The following is a 19,857-nucleotide window of genomic DNA, read 5'->3' on the forward strand; positions in this document are numbered from 1 at the left end:
GAGGTGATCTCATTGAATTGGTTGCACAAATCAGTAGATCACAAAACTCTATGCCTGTCTTTTTTTACCCGCCCATTACTGGGGATTCCTCAGCGCGAGAGCGGGCATTTTAAAGAGTATAGATTATCAATGTAATTAGGAATGATTCATAAAATGCAATAAGATATTATAGCATTCTGTGACGGGAATAGTATAAGCCCGTTCGGAGTAAATATAGCCGCCTTATAATCGGTGGCAATCCCCTTAAACTGGCTTAACCGGCCAGATTATTGACGGAGCAGTTTGCGGATCAACAGCCTGTACCGCCTGGACGTATTTCATCCAGGTTATGAGTGAGTCTTTATCCTCATCTGAGATAATCCCGAGAAGAAGCTGTGTCTGCCATGCCTGAGTCTTTTCGTTTGCCTCTTTTATCAATACCTCTTTCTTTAATTCTGCATCTTTAATGCTTGCTGCTTTCTGAGCATTGGCATCTGTGATCCACTTTTGAACATCCCATGTATCATACTTTGTTGCTGGTTTGAGAAACGTCGTGTCTTTAGGGTAATCACCAATGTCAAATATATATATTTCAGAACCATTGATGGTTGAATAGACTATCTCCCCTCGATGGTCCACTAAAATATGCCAACTACCGTCACGGTATATAGCTACAATGCCTTTTTCAACCGGAGGTGGTGCTAAAAAGGTAGAATGGTCTGGGATTCCTATACCTTGCATCAGAAACTCTTCTGATGAACCAATATACTCCCCTGTCTGCAAGTCATAATGATATACGGTTATGTTGCCCGACTCATTAGCCAGACCATCATCATTAAGTGTAATAGTTTTCATCATGCACCTTTCAAAATATAGTAAAATGCCACATTGCGTGGTCTGTTTTCATTGGAGGTGGGGACCACCCGTGATGCGTCAAAATAAATTCGTTCACCTGCTGAAGATGTCCCTGCCGAAGTGTTACCTACTGCTGGAGCATCCGAGATTGTGGTTCCGTCTGGATAAATACCTTCATTAGCATTCTTCCCATTATTAAAAAATGCACCGGTTGATTTCCCATTGTAAGGTACTGAGAGAGACTGTTCACCGGTAATATTTCTGATGGTATCCCCTTGTAAAGATAGCAGGGTTCTTCCACTATCTGCTCCCCTGTTATCATCCCAGCCTCGAATAAACTCCCCTCTCAAGTCTGGTAGCTTTAAGGTTGGATACACGGATGCAAGAATGGGATAAGACGTTGCGTTAAAAAGTGCTCCATTACACTTTAACCAGCCTGAAGGGGGGGTAGCGGTAGGCCATGGAATAGGAACGCCTACAGGTATTGCCGAGCCTTCCCCTAAACCAAGGTTTCCACGAAAACAAACCCTGGCCCTGATAAACGCCTTGCTGGCACACTTCATGACTTTTGTCGGGGGAGAAAATCGTGCTAATTGGCTATATCAGGGTGTCAACAAATGAGCAGAACACTAGCTTACAGCGAATGGCTCTTCAGAGTGCAAATTGTGAGCAGATCTTTGAGGATAAAATCAGCGGTAAGGCGACTGACAGGCCGGGGCTGAAAAAGGCTCTGCGCATGCTGCAGGCGGGAGATACGCTGATAGTCTGGAAGCTCGATCGGCTTGGACGCAGTATGCGACATCTGGTTATGCTGACGGAGCAGCTGCGCGAGCGGGACGTTAATTTTAAAAGTCTGACCGACAGCATTGATACCGCCACGCCAATGGGGCGTTTTTTCTTCCATATTATGGGAGCGCTGGCCGAAATGGAGCGTGAGCTTATCGTTGAGCGCACCCGAGCGGGCCTGGCTGCAGCGCGTGAGCAGGGGCGAATTGGCGGGCGTCGGCCGAAATTAACCCATGCGCAGTGGGAACAGATTGGTCGGTTAATCAAAGAGGGCCACAGCCGCGCGGAAATTGCCCGTATCTACGATGTGTCGGAGAAAACGGTTTATAAATATCATCCGGCGAAGGCATTACGTTGATGCTCATAGTTAGCAGCCTCCACCAGCCAGGCTTTAGCGGCCTTTTCTTTATAGCAGCGTTTATGCAGTGGCTTAATGATTGTTTGAAATAGTGCAAAGGTGGCTCTAAGTAGCTAAACAAACTGTCGGGCGCATGGATGCGCGAGCCAAGGCTCGGCTCGGTATCTGCGAGGTGCAACCGGGTAGGCAGCGAACTAAAGCGGTATCATGCACAGCTATTTAGCGTGGGCCCTTTTTCTGATCAATTATCTTATTGAAAATTGGCGTAATAGCGCGACGAAGACGATGTTTAACTCTTACCCTAACAGGCCTTTTTTTCATTAGCTTTTCCCAGGTTTCTTTTTTTACCTTTAAAATATCATCATCGCATTTGCTATGATTTATTGTTGAGTTTTTTGCATTTTCACCCAGGGTAACGGGTTCTGGAATAATAGCCTCAATATTAACAAGGGAGTAATCTTCGAATAAACTCCATTTGTCAGAAGTCATCCATATAGGATACAAACTCCTAAGGAGGTTTTTGGCACCACTTAAGTTTATAATGTAACTATGTGCAGTGGTTGCATTATGAACTGAATGGACTGAAAAAATTCCGTTCAGTGAGCGTGTCGGTTTTTTTATATATTTGTTAACCCTGCTAAGTAGTAATATCCCCGGTTTAGAGGAGGTTAGCATCTCATTGCTTAATAGTGATGGAAGGCAGTCGGGAAGAAGTGCATCATCTTCCAGAATTAACGCCTCAGAGATATTATTATCAATCATCCTCTTGTATGCTTTTTGATGGCTTAATGCGCAACCAATTTCTCCTGGCAAAAAAGCATAATTTAATTCTTTCGTATGGACTCTTCTTTCTTCCTCTGACATGTCACGGCCATCGACTGCATCTAGAAGTTCGAATTCTAATCCCAGTTCGTCAAGACGGCTGGTGATAGCTTCTCTACGGAAAACTGACTTTTTTAAATTGATAACAAAATTTTCATACGGCCTCTCGAATTCTACATTTTAGTAAGATTGTCCGTTATTATGATATCCACTGCAACACCTCTTCTTCATTGACATTTCTTTAGTTACCCCTAAATAAAAAACCGGACTTCTTCTACACAGCTTCACTATGAAGTGCATGGCGGCAGATGCCTAAGTACGTCTTATTGAAGATTGTGATAAGCAGGTTGTTGAATGAAGGAAAGCGGCAAAGCATACTTTTTAAATATGCAGCGTTAAGCTTGCCTTGCCTTGCCTTGCCTTGCCCTGCCTTACAATGACTTGTCCTGACAGGACTGGCGTTAAACCAGCTTTTTCACCAGCGCCTCGCTATGCCGGATATGGTCCCCGGCCCGCTCGGGATCGCGCTGTACCAGCGCCATAAACAGCAGGTCGGTCAGCGTTAGCTGGGCGGTGGTGGAAGAGATTGCCGCGCTGCGTGTGGTCTGCTCCTCGGCCACCGTATAAAGACAGTGGTTTGCGCGCTGCTGTAGCGTGTTGGGGGTAAAGCCGGTGAAGGCGAGCACGTTCGCCCCGGCGCGCTGGGCTTCCTGGGCGGCAAGGTTGATCTCGCGTCGCTCGCCGGTGTAGGAGATGGCTAACAGCAGATCGCCCGGCCCCAGCGCCTGGACGCTCGCCAGCAGGGCATGCATATCCTGTTCGGCGACCGCGCTCATGCCGATTTTCATCAGCTTCCAGGAGAAATCTTTTGCCACCAGACCCGATGCGCCAATCCCCACCAGCACAATGCGATTGGCTTCCTGCAGCAGCCTCAGCGTCTCAAGCAGCATGGCTTCACTGTTAATATCCAGCGTGGCGCGAATCGCGGACTGCTTCTCCATCAGCAGCTTTTCTCCCACCGCCTTCAGCGGATCGTCACTCAGGATCAGGTTGTGGACGGTGAGGGCATCTTTAGCGGCCAGCGACTCGCTCAGCGCCAGCTTAAGGGCGGGGAACCCTTTATAACCCAGCTTCTGCGCAAATTTTACCACGCTTGACTGGCTGACGCCGGTCTCCTCTGCCAGCTTCTGTGAACTGAGATGTCGTGCGCGATCCGGCTGGGACAGCACAAAATCAGCCACCCGACGCTCATTGAGCGCCAGACTGGGATAGAGCTGACGTATGCGCAGCAGTGAACTCATTGATTTATCTCCTGAGAGTAACAATTTCCTGAACGAAAGGGGCTGATAATAGCCTGCCGGTAGCGCGGCGGTACGGTTATCGCATAACATCATTAAAAGTGAGCCACGATGCCCGACTGCGAATATAATATTCCTTACCAGGTTATATTACAGAATTAAAAATTCACACATGAGCCCGTTATGAATCTTGGTACCCTGATTTCAGAAACACGTAATAGCGAAACTATGGATCTCGACAGCCTCTCAACGCTTGAGATGGTAACGGCATTCAATCAGCAGGATGCAAAGGTGGCGGAAGCCGTCCATCTGACGCTGCCCCAGGTTGCGCAGGCCGTTGAGGCTGCTGCTGCTGCGTTTAGCGCAGGTGGACGGCTGATCTATATGGGCGCAGGAACCAGCGGACGTCTGGGCGTGCTCGATGCCTCTGAGTGCCCGCCAACCTTTGGCGTCCCTCACGGCCAGGTTATTGGGTTGATTGCAGGCGGGCCCGGTGCGCTGCTTAAGGCGGTGGAAGGCGCTGAGGACAGCGAACAGCTGGGAATGGATGATTTGCAGGCCCTGAACCTGACCTCAGCCGATATGGTTGTTGGGCTGGCCGCCTCCGGCAGAACGCCATATGTGATTGGCGGATTGCGTTTTGCCCGCCAGCTGGGCTGTCGGACGGCGGCGGTTTCCTGTAACCCGGATTCGCCCATTGCCCGAGAGGCTGAAATTGCCATTTCTCCGGTGGTGGGGCCGGAAGCGCTGACCGGCTCAACCCGGCTGAAATCGGGTACGGCGCAGAAGCTGGTGCTGAATATGATCTCTACCGGCGCGATGGTTAAAGTCGGCAAGGTCTATCAGAATTTGATGGTGGATATGCAGGCAACCAACGTCAAGCTGGTCGATCGGGCCTGCCGGATGGTGTGTCAGGCCACCGGCTGTACGGCACAGGAAGCGGAGAATGCGCTAAAGCAGACCCACAATGCGGTTAAACCCGCCGTGCTGATGGTGCTTACCGGCCTTTCAGCCGCGCAGGCCAGCGCGGGTCTGGCAAAACATAATGGATTCCTCCGCGCCGCCCTTGAGGATAAAGAGTAGCGATCGCGCCGTTGGCTCATTAGCGGTACTTATAGCGGCACAAATAGCGCTCCAGGTGGAGCCATGCAGAGAAGCAAACCGTTGAGCGGATGGATGCGCCAGGAGGGGATTTACGCCTTGTCTGCACTGCGCATGGCGCAATCGGGTACGCAACGTATTACGCACAGCGATGTAGCGTCAGCGTTCACCATGCAGTGTGACAGCGGCCACGGCAGGGTGCCGCGTTGGCGTTCATCATTATCGCTGCTAAGGTATGAGTTATCGTGCGCGATCGGCACCGGATAACGGTGACCGGAAGCGCCGGACAGAAGAATGGTTATGCGCAGGCCGCTATAGTCTGCTGCTTCAGCTTCGGCACAACGTTCAGAATTTGAAAATTTTCAGGGAGTCATGTTTGATAACCGGTCAGCAACGACGCGTCGTTTTTTTCGATCTTGATGGCACGCTGCATCAGCAGGATATGTTTGGCACTTTTATGCGCTACCTGCTGTGGCGGCAGCCGCTCAACCTGCTGCTGGTGGCGCCGCTGCTGCCGGTCATCGGTATCGGTCTGCTGATCAGCGGACGCGCGGCGCGATGGCCAATGAGCCTGCTGCTGTGGTCGATCACCTTTGGCCACAGTGAAGCCCGGCTCACTGCCCGGGAAAAAACCTTCGCCACCTGGTTTCGCCAGCGCGTCACGGCTTTTCCCGTTGTGCAGCAGCGCCTGACCGACTATCTCAACAGTTCCGACGCCGATGTCTGGCTGATCACCGGCTCCCCACAGCCGCTGGTAGAGCAGGTCTATTTCGACTCTGCCTTTCTGCCGAAAGTGAAGCTTATAGCCAGCCAGATGCGTCGCGGTTACGGTGGTCGCCTGCTGGCAATGCGCTGCCTGGGGCATGAGAAAGTCGCGCAGCTTGAGGAGCAGATTGGTACGCCGCTGCAACTCTATAGCGGCTACAGCGACAGCAAGCAGGATAATCCGCTGCTGTTTTTCTGCCAGCATCGCTGGCGGGTGACGCCGCAGGGACAGCTCCAGCAGCTGGAATAATCCTCTCTCCCCGCCTGCCCGGCCGCCTCTTCTCTTGACGCCTGCACATATGTTCTTTCAGAGGCAGGCGTATATAATGCCTGGCGTTTTAAGCGGGAGACTCAGGTGAACACGACCACAGACGACGAATTCTGGATGGACCACGCGTTAATGCTGGCGCGTCGGGCATGGGAAGAGGGCGAGGTGCCCGTCGGGGCCGTTCTGGTGCAGAATGGTCAGATTATTGGTGAGGGCTGGAATCGGCCCATTGGTCATCACGATCCTACCGCGCATGCGGAAATTATGGCCATCAGGCAGGGCGGTATTGCGCTGAAAAACTATCGGCTCTGTGATACGACCCTTTACGTCACGCTTGAACCCTGCGTGATGTGCGCGGGCGCGATGGTCCATGGCCGTATCGACCGACTGGTATTTGGAGCCAAAGATCAGAAAACCGGCGCGGCCGGTTCGCTGATGGATGTACTGGGCCATCCCGGCATGAATCATCAGCTGAAAGTTGAGCAGGGGATCCGGGCGGAAGCCTGTGCTTCCATGCTTAGCGACTTCTTCCGCCAGCGGCGTGCCGAGAAGAAAGCGCAGCGCGAGTTAGCGCGGCAGCAGGCATCCGGCGGTAAAACGGGCTAAACAACGGCGCGTCATACCGCTCCACCACCGCACAATATCAGCCCATCAGCCCATCAGCCCATCAGCCCATCAGTCCATCAGTTCAGCGCGATCTGCGGTTCCACCGCCGGATAGGCGTGGCCCAGCTGCGCCTCAAGTGCGGCCTGCTGGGCCAGCCTGCGCTCCTGCTCCTGTAAATATCCCGCCAGGCTGAGCTGGTAAATGCGGATATTCTCTACGTAGTTATAGGCCTCCTGCCCGCGCGCATAGCCATAACTGGTCTGGCTGTAATAGCGTTTCTGGCTGAGCATCGGCAGGCGCAGCTTCACATCGGCCCAGCTGTCTGGATTGCCATTCTGCTTCTGCGTCAGCGTTCGCGCATCCAGCATATGGGCATAACCCATATTGTAGGCCGCCAGCGCAAACCAGATCCGCTCATCCTCCGGGATCGTCTGCGGGATCTTTTCCATCATTCTTGTCAGGTATTCACTGCCGCCGCGAATACTTTGCTCCGGGTCGGTACGATCGCTGACCGACAGGCTCTCTGCCGTATTGCGCGTCAGCATCATCATGCCGCGTACGCCGGTAGGGGAGGTTGCCTGCGGGTTCCAGTGTGACTCCTGCCAGGAGATCGCGGCGAGCAGGCGCCAGTCGATGGCGCTGGCGTACTTTTCAAACAGCGGGCGAATGGCGGGCAGCGTGCCATCAATGGCGCGCAGGAAGGTGCGCGTATCAACATAGTCGAAGGTGCCGACATGTCCGAGATATTTCTCTTCCAGCCGTGCCATCGCACCCTCTTCAGCCATTTCATTGAAGTAGTCAAGCATCGCCGCATCCAGGCTGTCATCGCGATCGCGCTGAATATACCAGGTGACAGGCTCCTCTTCCGTGATATCAAACGCCACTGCCAGCTGCGGGTGGATCCGCTGAAGCAGAGCAATGGAGACGGAATCGCCCACGGTATAATCAAGTTTGCCGTCGGCGACTGCTTCCAGTAGGGTGCTGGGACTTTGATCGGTGGAGATGGCCCAGTCGAGATTCGGATACTGCGTCTGCTTCATGTTTCGCAGCGTGGAGAGATAAGCAGAATCGGAGGCCACCGTCAGGCGCCCCTTCAGGTCTGCCAGACTTTTAGGGCGCGGTTGACCCATACGGTAAACCAGCTGCTGTGAAACGGAGTAATAGGCGGGGCCGGTACGAAAGTGTTTCAACCGGTCGCTGCTATAAATCAGTCCCGCCGCCAGCACGTCAGCCCGATCGTCGTCCAGGTCGTCAAACAGCTCACTCAAATTCTGACGAACGGTTACCTGTAGCTTAACGCCCAGATAGCGGGCAAAACGTTTCGCCAGCTCGTAATCCATACCGGCCGGTGCTTTATTGATGGTGTAGTAAGTCAGCGGAGAATTTAGCGTGCTGACACGCAGAACGCCCCGCGATTTTATCTGCTCAATACGGTCCTGCGCCCCCCCATGCCAGGGGATCGCCGGCCACAGTGCAAGCGCGAGCAGCACGGTGATCAGCCCGATGAGAAGATAATTAAATTTTAGGTGTTTCAAATAGTTATCTCTCTAATTCGCTCAGGTTTCTGTCTTTAGCGGCAGTATATGTTGTTTGTATTGGCTCCCGAGCGTGGGGCATTTTGCGCAACTCATGCCCCCTGCGCAACAGAATTAATATAGAATTGGGCGATTTTCAGCCAATTCCGCAAGTCGATATATTCTGCGCAAACGGTTTCGTAAAGGGCGGGGATTCTCTATAATGGCCCCCGTTTTCCCTGTTGCGCCCAAAGAAGCGTCGCCCGGCGCTTCGAAGACGAGAGATCTTTGATGATGGAAATTCTGCGTGGTTCGCCCGCTCTGTCGGCATTTCGTATTAACAAACTGCTGGCCCGCTTTCAGGACGCTCACCTGCCGGTGAGTGATATATACGCTGAGTACGTCCATTTCGCCGATGTCAGCGCGCCCCTAAATGCAGAAGACAAGGTTCGCCTGCAGCGCCTGCTGAAATATGGCCCCTCTCTCGCCGAACACACCCCCGAAGGGCGCCTGCTACTGGTAACGCCTCGTCCCGGCACGCTCTCACCCTGGTCGTCAAAAGCGACCGATATCGCCCATAACTGCAGTCTGCCGCAGGTCAGGCGTCTTGAGCGGGGGCTGGCTTTTTACATTAAAGGTCCGACATTGACGTCCGCACACTGGTCGCAGTTGAGTATGATGCTGCACGACCGGATGGTGGAAGTGGTGCTGACTGAGCTGAGCCAGGCTGAACAACTTTTTGTTCAGCACGAACCTGCGCCACTCCAGAGCGTCGATGCGCTGGGCGAAGGGCGTAGCGCCCTGGAGCAGGCCAACCGCAGGCTGGGCCTGGCGCTGGCAGAGGATGAAATCGATTACCTGCTTAGCGCATTTCAGACCCTCGGGCGCAATCCAAACGACATTGAACTCTATATGTTTGCTCAGGCAAACTCCGAGCACTGCCGCCATAAAATCTTCAACGCCGACTGGATCATTGACGGTGAGCAGCAGCCAAAATCGCTGTTCAAAATGATCAAGAATACCTTCGAGAAAACGCCTGACTACGTGCTGTCTGCCTATAAAGATAACGCGGCGGTAATGGAAGGCTCGACGGTAGGTCGCTTCTACGCCGACGCCGAGCGGCATCAGTACGACTTTCATCAGGAACAGACCGACATCTTGATGAAGGTGGAGACGCACAACCACCCTACGGCAATCTCCCCCTGGCCGGGCGCCGCGACCGGTTCCGGCGGTGAAATTCGCGATGAAGGTGCGACAGGCCGCGGTGCTAAACCGAAGGCGGGGCTGGTGGGCTTCTCCGTCTCCAACCTGCGCATTCCAGGCTTTGAACAGCCGTGGGAAGAAGATTTCGGCAAGCCGGAACGCATCGTCACGGCGCTGGATATCATGACGGATGGCCCGCTGGGCGGCGCGGCATTCAATAATGAATTTGGGCGTCCGGCGCTGAATGGCTACTTCCGCACCTATGAAGAAGAGGTAAACAGCCACAACGGCATTGAGCTGCGTGGCTACCACAAGCCGATTATGCTGGCGGGTGGCATGGGGAATATCCGCGCCGACCACGTACAGAAGGGTGAAATTACCGTGGGCGCGAAGCTGATCGTTCTCGGTGGCCCGGCGATGAATATCGGCCTCGGCGGCGGCGCAGCCTCCTCTATGGCGTCAGGGCAGTCTGATGCCGATCTGGACTTCGCCTCGGTACAGCGTGACAACCCGGAAATGGAGCGTCGCTGTCAGGAAGTGATCGATCGCTGCTGGCAGCTGGGCGAGGACAACCCGATTCAGTTTATCCACGATGTGGGCGCGGGCGGCCTGTCAAACGCCATGCCGGAACTGGTTAGCGACGGCGGTCGTGGCGGTCGTTTTAACCTCCGCGATATCCTCAGCGATGAGCCGGGAATGAGCCCGCTGGAGGTATGGTGTAACGAATCGCAGGAGCGCTACGTGCTCTCCGTTTCGCCGGATAAGCTGGCGCAGTTTGATGCCCTGTGTAAGCGTGAACGCGCACCGTACGCGGTAATTGGTGAAGCGACCGAAGAACGGCATCTGGCACTTTCCGACAGTCACTTCAACACGCAGCCTATTGATATGCCGCTGGACGTGCTGCTGGGCAAAACGCCAAAAATGACCCGCGACGTCAGTACGCTGAAAGCGGTGGGTGAGCCGCTGGATCGCCACGATATTACCCTGGCCGAGGCGGTCAGGCGGGTGCTTCATCTGCCGTCCGTGGCGGAAAAAACCTTTTTGATAACCATCGGTGACCGCTCGGTGACCGGGATGGTGGCTCGCGACCAGATGGTTGGTCCCTGGCAGATCCCGGTGGCTAACTGCGCCGTGACCACCGCCAGCCTCGACAGCTACTACGGTGAGGCGATGGCGCTGGGTGAGCGTGCGCCGGTTGCCCTGCTGGATTTTGCTGCTTCCGGTCGCCTCGCGGTGGGTGAAGCCCTGACCAACATTGCCGCCACGCAGATCGGTTCGCTGAAGCGTATCAAACTTTCCGCTAACTGGATGGCGGCGGCGGGTCACCCGGGTGAAGATGCCGGTCTGTACGAAGCGGTTAAGGCGGTAGGCGAGGAGCTTTGTCCGGCGCTGGGCATTACTATCCCGGTCGGCAAAGACTCCATGTCGATGAAAACCCGCTGGAAGCAGGGCAACGAACAGCGCGAAATGACCTCGCCTCTGTCGCTGGTGATCACCGCCTTCGCCCGCGTCGAGGATGTCCGCCGTACCGTGACGCCGCAGCTGCAACCCGGGCAGGATAATGCGCTGCTGCTTATCGATTTGGGTAAAGGGAATAACGCGCTGGGGGCGACCGCGCTGACGCAGGTTTATCGCCAGCTGGGCGACAAACCCGCGGATGTGCGCGATGCCAAACAGCTGGCGGGCTTCTTTAACGCCATCCAGACGCTGGTGGCCGCGGGCAAACTGCTGGCCTACCACGACCGTTCAGACGGTGGCCTGCTGGTCACGCTGGCAGAGATGGCGTTTACCGGCCACTGTGGACTCCAGGTCGATATTGCCACGCTGGGCGATGACGCGCTGGCGGCGCTGTTCAACGAAGAGCTGGGCGCGGTTATTCAGATTGCCGCCGCCGATCGCGCTCAGGTTGAGCAGGCCTTTGCGGATAACGGCCTGGCCGACTGCGTTCACGTCCTTGGCAGGGCACAGGAAGGGGATCGTTTTGTTATCACCTCGGGCGAATCTGCGGTTTACAGCGAGAGCCGCACCCAGCTGCGCACCTGGTGGGCAGAAACCACCTGGCAGATGCAGCGACTGCGTGATAACCCGGACTGTGCCGATCAGGAGCATGAAGCGAAGAAAAACAGTCGCGATCCGGGTCTCAACGTCGCGCTGACGTTCAGGCCGGAAGAGGACGTTGCCGCGCCGTTTATCGCCACGGGCGCGCGGCCAAAAGTGGCCGTTCTGCGCGAGCAGGGCGTTAACTCTCACGTTGAAATGGCGGCAGCCTTCCATCGGGCAGGCTTCGATGCCGTTGACGTGCATATGAGTGACCTGCTGGCGGGGCGCACCGATCTGCAACGTTTCCAGACGCTGGTCGCCTGCGGCGGTTTCTCCTATGGCGACGTGCTGGGCGCGGGTGAAGGATGGGCGAAATCCATCCTGTTCAATACTCGCGTGCGTGACGCATTCGAAGAGTTCTTCCACCGCCCGCAAACGCTGGCGCTGGGAGTCTGTAACGGCTGTCAGATGATGTCCAATCTGCATGAGCTGATCCCGGGTAGCGACGCCTGGCCACGCTTCGTGCGTAATCAGTCTGAACGGTTTGAAGCGCGCTTTAGCCTGGTAGAAGTGGCTGCCAGTCCGTCGCTACTGCTGGACGGTATGGTGGGGTCGCGTATGCCAATTGCCGTCTCTCACGGTGAAGGTTTCGTGGAGGTGCGGGATGCGGCCCATCTGGCGAAGATTGAGCATCAGGGGCTGGTGGCGCTGCGCTTTGTCGATAACGCCGGTAATGTCACTCAGCAGTATCCGGCTAACCCAAATGGATCGCCCAACGGCATTACCGCGCTGACCAACGAAAGTGGACGGGTGACAATAATGATGCCGCACCCTGAGCGCGTATTCCGTACGGTGAGTAACTCGTGGCATCCGGCTGAGTGGGGCGAAGACAGCCCGTGGATGCGTATTTTCCGTAATGCGCGTAAGCAGCTGGGTTAATCGCTGTAGCCGGAAGCCTGCACGTGCTGCGTGCTGCTTCCGGCCTCTTACCGGCCCTTATCACGCCTTTACGGCATTCTGAAGGCCAGTTTGGATATTGAAAATGATTGTACGTTAAGACTGTTTTTTTGCCCCTTTCGACTTTAGCTGATTGCAGGCAACGAAACTAACCGGAAGCCGGTATCCTATTGCTTTTTCGGGTTTAATCACCTGTCAGATTGATATGCTCTCAACCTAATGGTGGCAAATGCGACCGCAAATGCTCGTTGATCTTAACCCCTTTGCGCTTTAGGGCACCGACAGTTCTTTCCGTATACACGTTATTCCAGAGTGAGATCGCAACCGTCAACAGCGTCAGTCCGCTGGCGCGATAGCGCTGATGTTCTGGCTTAGGGTCTTTAAAAAAACACGAAAGTTGATACTCAGTTGTTATGAGCTGATTTTACCAAAAACACCATTGCTTCCGCCGTTTTTTCTCTTAACTGATTTAGATCGATACCCCCAAACTTTTTCATGAAAACCCGATTGGTCAGTACTGAATTTAGGGTATTAGTTAATTCATTTTTTTCATCCCGAGATTGCGAAAAAGCAGATAATCTCTCAATCCGTTCTGATACAGACTTATTGTTATACAGTATTTGTGAGATACTACTTTGCGTACATTTCGGATCTAATTTAATCTTACCAATCCCCGATGATATTTTACAAAAAATATCATTTTTCTGTTTGTTGTTTATAATGTAACCCAGTTCTTTACATGCTGCATCGATAGTTTTATTAACCTCGGAGGATAAAATTTTCATCGTTTCCTCCTTAAGCCATTCTGTTTTTCTACTACCTTTGAGGGCTTTATCTATCACTGAATAGATATCTTTACTTTTGAATGTTTCCTTTTTTCCATTAAAAGAGAAAGTAATGACTTCATTTTTTATATTTAAAAGATTCCCAATAAATCCATTTTTTTGCGCAAACTCAATCCCCAGATTTTCGATTTTTCTGCTGCATATTTTTTTTACTAAATAAGATGACGCTTTCGAAAGATTAGAATTCATATATACACCTTAAAGTTTCAAATGCGTATTAGAGCATAAATTGAATTTTTTTATATAAAATAACGCTCTTACTCGGGGGCTGGAACCCAATTATAGACTGAAAATCCGACAAGCCACAGGGACGCTCGCCCCCAGTCTGATTTATTCCACAACGCTATCTGAATGGTCAAGATTCATTCTAAAAGTATGATAATTTTCGATATCCAACCTGACCCCTCTGAGCCTCAGCGCGTTGGGGGGCTTTCCTGTCAGTAAGTCATATGTCTTAAGATGCATGGCGTAAGTGTTGCATATATACGACAGGCTGTAAAATACCTGTCTTCCTTTGGAGACATTTAACTTTATGTTATTTAACAAATGTGGCAACGGGCGTTAAATCTGTTGTCAAATAGCGACACTTTAATGCTCAAAGGTGGCGTTTTAGTTGCTTATAAAACAAATCATGTTCAGCAGGTTGTTGAAAAAATTAGTTATTAAATAAAAAACGCAGAGGTGGCACGTTAATTGCTCTTACACAGCCAGTGGCTCATTCACCTCGTTACGACAGCCCTGCAAAAGCGGTCAAGCGCTTCATAACACATCGAATGACGCACAATACGGTGCCTGCCGTCCACCAAACCGATATTTGTCCACTCCGTGGCTTTATCAACTTTCGGACGCAACGTTGAGTTAGGCACCACCTAATTTCAGGGAGCGCAGGCTTCCGGGCAAATGGCAGATTCTTTGAATCTGCCATTTTTCGTTTTGATGGCAGCACTTCCCTCCCGCCCCCGGGTCAGCTAGCATCCAGACGTTATGTTCTGTGAGGGTGTTCCGTGAAAAAATGGCGTCTGTTTCCCCGCTCCCTTCGCCAGCTGGTGCTGATGGCGTTTCTGTTAGTGCTGCTTCCTCTACTGGTATTGGCCTGGCAGGCATGGGAAAGCCTGTCTGCTTTAAGCGATCGCGCGGCAGAAACCAACCGGACGACCCTCACCGATGTGCGCCGCAGTGAGGCGATGGCACGCACCGCGCTGGAACTGGAGCGCAGCTACCGGCAATACTGCGTGCTTGACGATCCGATGCTGGCCAGTCTTTATCAGACCCAGCGGGTTAAATATGCACGGATGCTGGATGCACACGGATCCGTGCTGCCGGATGTGCGCATCTACGATGCGCTGCGGCGGGGGCTGGTGCAGCTCAGCGACATCGCCTGTGACAATAGTAGCCCAGTTAAAGCCGCATCCGACGAGCTGGAGGCTTTCTCCGCCGCCAATACGCAGCTGGTGCAGTCCACGCGGGAGGTGGTGTTCTCACGCGGGTTACAGCTGCAGCGAGAAATTGCCGAGCGGGGGCAGTATTTTGGCTGGCAGGCGCTGATCCTCTTTCTGCTCAGCCTCGGTCTGGTTCTGCTGTTCACCCGCATGATTATCGGGCCGGTGAAGGCGGTGGAGCGAATGATTAACCGTCTTGGCGAGGGCAAGCCGCCCGGACATAACCTGGCTGCAAAGGGGCCGCGAGAGCTGCGTTCGCTGGGCCAGCGGATCCTCTGGCTGAGTGAGCGCCTGGCCTGGCTGGAGTTCCAGCGATATGAGTTTTTACGTCATATCTCCCATGAGCTGAAAACGCCGCTGGCCAGCATGCGTGAGGGGACGGCGCTGCTGGCGGACGAAATAGCCGGGCCGCTTACGCCTGATCAGCATGAAGTAGTGAGCATTCTTGATGAAAGCAGCCGCCATCTCCAGCGGCTGATTGAACAGCTGCTGGACTATAATCGCAAACTGTCAGACGCACCGACAGAACGGGCCCCGGTGGCCCTTGCTCCCCTCGTGGAAGCGGTCATCGCCACGCACAGCCTGACGGCGCGCGCCAAGTCGATGCGCACCGACGTAAATCTCGCCGAAGCAAGCTGCCTTGCCGAACCTGCCTTGCTGTCGCGGGCGATCGATAATCTTTACTCGAATGCAATACATTACGGCAGTGAATCCGGTACCATCTGGATCCGCAGCCGTCGGCAGGGCGGCAGGGTACTGGTGGAGGTAGCCAATACCGGAACGCCCGTCCCCGCTGCCGAGCAGGCGCTAATATTTGAACCCTTTTATCAGGGCAGCCTCCAGCGTAAAGGCGCCGTGAAAGGTAGCGGACTGGGCCTGAGCATCGCCAAAGACTCCATCCATCGGCTGGGGGGAGAACTCCTGCTGGTGGAAAGCGATGCGGCGGCGGTCTGTTTTCGTATCGAACTTAATACTCTCTCAGGGAACGAAAAATAATGAAATCATCCCGCCTTTTTTCAGCCATGTGTTCTGCTCCCTGTTGCAGAGTAGCGCTGGCTATATTGCTGGCAACGGCGCTGGCGGCCTGTGTGAACAACGCGCCCGATCCGCGGGTCAGCGCTATGAATTTACTGCCCGAACCTGAAATCAAAGTCGTTAACTACTCGCTGGTGGCCTGCGGGGAGATCTGGGGGGTGCCGGATAACAAAGCCATTGACAGCAGTCTCTACTGGCTGAGAACCATCGACTGTGCAGTGAGGTTGTCACCTGCGGAGGCACGCGCGCAGGCCAGACTTTGGCCGGCAGATGACTTGCAGAGCGCGTTTAAGCAGGCGGTACTGATGGATAATGGTAATGAAACGCCGGTGGAAAGGCGGCAGTATTTGCAGCGGCTGGATGGGTTTATAGGTGATTATCCCGTCCCCCTGCGGCCGCTCATCCAGCTCTGGCGCGATAACCAGCTGGCGCAGCTTCAACTGTCCGAAGCGCGTACGCGCTATCATCATCTGCAACAAAGCAGCGACGCTCAGCTTGATGCCCTGCGCCAGCAGCAGATCGCCCAGAATAAAGAGCTGATGCTGGTTCGCCGCAAGCTGCAAACGCTGACCGACATTGAGCGACAGCTCTCATCGCGCCGCTCGCCTGATACCTCAGATAACGGTCACGCAGATAAAAATGGCGGTGCACAGAGCGAAAGTGCCAGCGTGCCGGATAACACAACCCAGGATGCCCCGCAGCCATGATAAAAAAATCGTCGAATCTGCTGCTGGTGGATGATGACCCCAGCCTGCTTAAACTGTTAGGCATGCGTCTAACCAGCGAGGGCTTTAGCGTCTGTACCGCAGCCAGCGGGCCTGAAGCCTTAAAAATGCTGTACAAGGAGCGCATCGATCTGGTGATCAGCGATCTGCGCATGGATGAGATGGATGGCCTTGCGCTGTTCAGCGAAATCCAGAAGCAGCAGCCGGGCATGCCGGTTATTATCCTGACGGCGCATGGCTCAATTCCCGATGCCGTTTCCGCTACCCAGCAGGGGGTATTTGGCTTCCTGACCAAACCGGTGGACCGCGATGCCCTTTATAGCGCTATCGATCAGGCCCTGGCACATCGCGCGCCGGCCGGGGACGAAAGCTGGCGTGAGGGCATCGTGACCCGCAGCCCGCTGATGCTCCGTCTGCTGGAGCAGGCGAGAATGGTTGCCCAGTCGGACGTCAGCGTGCTGATCAACGGGCAGAGCGGTACCGGTAAAGAGATTCTGGCGCAGGCTATCCATGCTGCCAGCCCACGCGCGAACCAGGCTTTTATCGCTATCAACTGCGGCGCGCTGCCGGAGCAGCTGCTGGAGTCGGAACTTTTTGGTCATGGAAAAGGAGCCTTTACCGGCGCGGTCAGCAGCCGCGAAGGGCTGTTCCGGGCAGCAGAGGGCGGAACGCTGTTTCTGGATGAGATCGGTGATATGCCACCGGCGTTGCAGGTAAAACTCCTGCGGGTGATCCAGGAGCGCAAAGTGCGGCCGCTGGGCAGTAACCGCGATCTGGATATCAACGTACGAATTATTTCCGCCACGCATCGCGATTTGCCTAAGGCCATGGAGAAAAAGGAGTTCCGCGAGGATCTCTTTTACCGGCTGAATGTGGTAAACCTTAAGATCCCCACGCTTCAGGAGCGGACGGAAGATATTCCGCTGCTGGCAAACTACCTGCTTAAGCAGTCAGCCGAGCGCCATAAACCCTCAGTGCGCCGGTTTTCCACTGAGGCGATGAAGCGACTGATGTCCGCCAGCTGGCCAGGCAATGTCCGCCAGCTGGTTAACGTGATTGAGCAGTGCGTGGCGTTAAGCACGGCGCCGGTCATCGGCGATGCTCTGGTTGAACAGGCGCTGGTAGGGGAGAATAGTGCGCTGCCCACCTTTGCGGAAGCCAGAAATCAGTTCGAGCTTAACTACTTAAGAAAGATTCTTCAGATGACAAAAGGGAATGTGACTCATGCCGCCCGACTGGCGGGGCGCAACCGCACTGAGTTCTATAAGCTGCTGTCGCGGCACGAGCTGGATGCCTCAGATTTTAAGGAATAGTATATTCCGTGCCGCTGCCCCGATGGGATATGGTAGCGTAGCATGCTGAAAAGAGACGGAGCGCGCGACAGTCTCTGCTCGCTGCACATAGTCTGATTAAACATTGCCCTCCCGGATGGGGGGACTGAAAAGGGTCTGCCATGAAAAAGATTGATGCCATTATCAAACCGTTCAAACTCGATGACGTGCGCGAAGCGCTGGCCGAGGTCGGCATTACCGGAATGACCGTGACCGAAGTGAAAGGATTTGGTCGCCAGAAGGGCCATACCGAGCTCTATCGCGGTGCCGAGTATATGGTCGATTTCCTGCCGAAGGTAAAGATTGAAATCGTGATTGCTGATGATATCGTCGACACCTGCGTGGACACCATTATGCGCACCGCGCATACAGGTAAAATCGGTGACGGCAAGATTTTTGTTTTCGACGTGGCCCGCGTAGTGCGCATTCGTACCGGCGAAGAAGACGAAGAGGCAATCTGAGTCCCTGCCTTGCGCCGGAGCGTTCGCCGCCCATCATGGACGGCGATCTCTGCCGGAAGGTCAGAGAACCTTATGCGGTCCGAACACCTCATAGTGAATACGGGATGCGTCAATCCCCAGCTTCAGTAGCTGCTGCGCCACTGCCTGCATAAACCCCACCGGACCGCAGAGGTAATAGCGGCAGGCCGGATCGCTCAGCTGACTTTCCAGCGGCAGTAAATTCATCAAACCTTCCGTATCAAACTGACCGCTGTCTTGCTCACGCGGTGCGTGATACCAGATATGCTGTGAGAAATCCGGCAGCCGCTGTGCTGTCGCGGCGACCTCATGCCGAAATGCATGCGCTGAGCCGTTTTCCGCCGCATGGAACCAGTTGACATGGGCTGAGTGGCGCTGAGCCGCCAGCGCGTCCAGCATCGCCAGCACAGGCGTCTGGCCCACACCGGCGGAGATCAGCGTGACTGGCACCTCTGGCGTGACTGACAGAAAGAAATCGCCAGCCGGCGCAGCCAGCTGGATTTCATCACCTGGCTGCGCCTGGTGATGCAGCCAGCCTGAAACGATGCCGCCGGATTGATGACGAACGGCAATGCGGTAATCCCGACCATTGGGTGCGCGGGTCAGTGAATATTGCCGGATCGCCTGATGTTCAACGGTTTTTGCGCACAGCCAGACGCCCAGATACTGTCCGGGCTGATAGTCCATCACGGGCTGACCATCCACCGGCTGCAGAATAAAGCCTTTGATGCCATCGCTCTCCTGGGTAATCGCGCTGATGCGAAAGGTCCGCGGTGCGCGCCAGCCGCCTGGTTTGGCTTCCGCCTGTTGATAGATCTGAGCCTCACGCTGAATAAAAACACTCGCCAGCACGTTATAGGCTTTGCCCCAGGCCTCCAGCGCCTCTTCGCCAGGGCTGAGCAGTTCCTCCAGCGTTGCCAGCAGGTGCGTACCGACAATCTGATAGTGATCGGGCTGAATGGCAAAGCTGGTGTGCTTCTGGGCGATTTTTTCCACCGCAGGCAGCAGGTCGGCAAGATTTTCAATATTGCAGGCGTAAGCGCAGAGAGCATTGAACAGTGCTTCAGGCTGGCTGCCATTGCGCTGATTGCTCATATTGAAAATATCCTGTAGCTCAGGATTAGCACGAAGCATTCGATCGTAGAAGCGTAGAGTAAGGGCGGGACCGACAGCCAGCAGGGCGGGGATAGTGGCTTTTACGGCGGCAATCGTTTTAGCGTCTAACATAGGCTCTCCATGCGTTATGTATTAAGTTAACTTACCCGTTCATCTTATCGCGCGATAATTTGCGATGTAAAATTCTCCGCGCAGTTAGCAGGGAATTAGGCTGCCACGCCAGGCATCAGGTGGATCCTGATGAAGGGGGCGATAACGAAAATGGTGGACAATCAGGCTTGCAAAAAAGGTAATCAACCCTTGTCGGCTCTCCGGCCAATCGTTTGCGTAAAAAG

Annotated in this window: 16 protein-coding genes and 1 pseudogene; 9 read left to right on the forward strand and 8 right to left on the reverse strand. The window is 54.2% G+C overall.

Going from position 1 to position 19,857, the window contains the following annotated elements:
- Nucleotides 1–243 precede the first annotated feature (243 nt).
- Complete coding sequence (locus ACLRGG_RS02785; RefSeq protein ID WP_416248318.1) at nt 244–837, reverse strand: tail fiber assembly protein; 594 nt, start codon at nt 835–837, stop codon at nt 244–246.
- On the reverse strand, nt 834–1,397 hold the full coding sequence (locus ACLRGG_RS02790; RefSeq protein ID WP_416248319.1) for a phage tail protein: 564 nt from the start codon (nt 1,395–1,397) through the stop codon (nt 834–836). Before ACLRGG_RS02790 ends, ACLRGG_RS02785 begins: the two co-directional genes overlap by 4 nt.
- Before the next feature lie 23 nt (nt 1,398–1,420).
- Here ACLRGG_RS02790 and ACLRGG_RS02795 point away from each other — a divergent pair, with 23 nt between their 5' ends.
- Nucleotides 1,421–1,978, forward strand: a complete 558-nt coding sequence (locus tag ACLRGG_RS02795) for a recombinase family protein (RefSeq protein ID WP_416248320.1) — start codon at nt 1,421–1,423, stop codon at nt 1,976–1,978.
- Between the two features lie 219 nt (nt 1,979–2,197).
- Here ACLRGG_RS02795 and ACLRGG_RS02800 read toward each other — a convergent pair whose 3' ends face one another.
- Nucleotides 2,198–2,944, reverse strand: a complete 747-nt coding sequence (locus tag ACLRGG_RS02800; protein WP_416248368.1) for a glycosyltransferase family 25 protein — start codon at nt 2,942–2,944, stop codon at nt 2,198–2,200.
- A 317-nt stretch (nt 2,945–3,261) separates the two neighbouring features.
- Nucleotides 3,262–4,101, reverse strand: coding sequence for a MurR/RpiR family transcriptional regulator (locus tag ACLRGG_RS02805; RefSeq protein WP_416248321.1), 840 nt, complete (start codon nt 4,099–4,101; stop codon nt 3,262–3,264).
- A gap of 180 nt (nt 4,102–4,281) precedes the next feature.
- Here ACLRGG_RS02805 and murQ point away from each other — a divergent pair, with 180 nt between their 5' ends.
- The 3 genes from murQ to tadA all read left to right on the forward strand — a co-directional run bounded on the left by murQ (nt 4,282) and on the right by tadA (nt 6,838).
- On the forward strand, nt 4,282–5,181 hold the full coding sequence (gene murQ, locus ACLRGG_RS02810) for an N-acetylmuramic acid 6-phosphate etherase (RefSeq protein WP_416248322.1): 900 nt from the start codon (nt 4,282–4,284) through the stop codon (nt 5,179–5,181).
- Between the two features lie 394 nt (nt 5,182–5,575).
- The gene (gene yfhb, locus ACLRGG_RS02815) at nt 5,576–6,214 is read left to right on the forward strand and encodes a phosphatidylglycerophosphatase C (RefSeq protein WP_416248323.1); all 639 of its coding nucleotides are present in this window, start codon (nt 5,576–5,578) and stop codon (nt 6,212–6,214) included.
- Between the two features lie 105 nt (nt 6,215–6,319).
- The gene (gene tadA / locus ACLRGG_RS02820) at nt 6,320–6,838 is read left to right on the forward strand and encodes a tRNA adenosine(34) deaminase TadA (RefSeq protein WP_416248324.1); all 519 of its coding nucleotides are present in this window, start codon (nt 6,320–6,322) and stop codon (nt 6,836–6,838) included.
- 77 nt (nt 6,839–6,915) lie between these two features.
- On the opposite strand, the gene mltF is transcribed toward tadA, so the two are convergent.
- Nucleotides 6,916–8,373 (reverse strand): membrane-bound lytic murein transglycosylase MltF, encoded by a 1,458-nt coding sequence (mltF, locus tag ACLRGG_RS02825; RefSeq protein ID WP_416248326.1) that lies wholly within the window; start codon nt 8,371–8,373, stop codon nt 6,916–6,918.
- Between the two features lie 270 nt (nt 8,374–8,643).
- Here mltF and purL point away from each other — a divergent pair, with 270 nt between their 5' ends.
- Nucleotides 8,644–12,534, forward strand: coding sequence for a phosphoribosylformylglycinamidine synthase (gene purL / locus ACLRGG_RS02830; protein ID WP_416248327.1), 3,891 nt, complete (start codon nt 8,644–8,646; stop codon nt 12,532–12,534).
- A 232-nt stretch (nt 12,535–12,766) separates the two neighbouring features.
- Here purL and ACLRGG_RS02835 read toward each other — a convergent pair.
- Nucleotides 12,767–12,919, reverse strand: a pseudogene (locus ACLRGG_RS02835) (Tn3 family transposase); the annotation flags it as partial.
- Between the two features lie 37 nt (nt 12,920–12,956).
- A complete protein-coding gene (locus tag ACLRGG_RS02840) occupies nt 12,957–13,586 on the reverse strand; it encodes a type III secrection system effector, WxxxE family (RefSeq protein ID WP_416248329.1) in 630 nt (209 codons plus the stop codon).
- A gap of 815 nt (nt 13,587–14,401) precedes the next feature.
- Between ACLRGG_RS02840 and ACLRGG_RS02845 the strand changes: the two genes are divergently transcribed.
- The 4 genes from ACLRGG_RS02845 (at nt 14,402) to glnB (ending at nt 18,388) form a co-directional block, all read left to right on the forward strand.
- Nucleotides 14,402–15,832, forward strand: coding sequence for a sensor histidine kinase (locus ACLRGG_RS02845; protein WP_416248330.1), 1,431 nt, complete (start codon nt 14,402–14,404; stop codon nt 15,830–15,832).
- Nucleotides 15,832–16,578: a two-component system QseEF-associated lipoprotein QseG gene (gene qseG, locus ACLRGG_RS02850; protein ID WP_416248331.1), complete on the forward strand. Its 747-nt coding sequence runs from the start codon at nt 15,832–15,834 to the stop codon at nt 16,576–16,578. Before ACLRGG_RS02845 ends, qseG begins: the two co-directional genes overlap by 1 nt.
- Nucleotides 16,575–17,909, forward strand: coding sequence for a two-component system response regulator GlrR (gene glrR, locus ACLRGG_RS02855; protein WP_416248332.1), 1,335 nt, complete (start codon nt 16,575–16,577; stop codon nt 17,907–17,909). The genes qseG and glrR overlap by 4 nt, the downstream gene beginning before the upstream one ends.
- Before the next feature lie 140 nt (nt 17,910–18,049).
- Complete coding sequence (gene glnB, locus ACLRGG_RS02860; protein WP_067707944.1) at nt 18,050–18,388, forward strand: nitrogen regulatory protein P-II; 339 nt, start codon at nt 18,050–18,052, stop codon at nt 18,386–18,388.
- A gap of 60 nt (nt 18,389–18,448) precedes the next feature.
- On the opposite strand, the gene hmpA is transcribed toward glnB, so the two are convergent.
- A complete protein-coding gene (hmpA, locus tag ACLRGG_RS02865; protein ID WP_416248333.1) occupies nt 18,449–19,633 on the reverse strand; it encodes an NO-inducible flavohemoprotein in 1,185 nt (394 codons plus the stop codon).
- Nucleotides 19,634–19,857 lie beyond the last annotated feature (224 nt).

This window comes from Erwinia sp. PPS120 (genome assembly GCF_047918655.1).
GTDB classification, from domain to species: domain Bacteria; phylum Pseudomonadota; class Gammaproteobacteria; order Enterobacterales; family Enterobacteriaceae; genus Erwinia; species Erwinia tasmaniensis_A.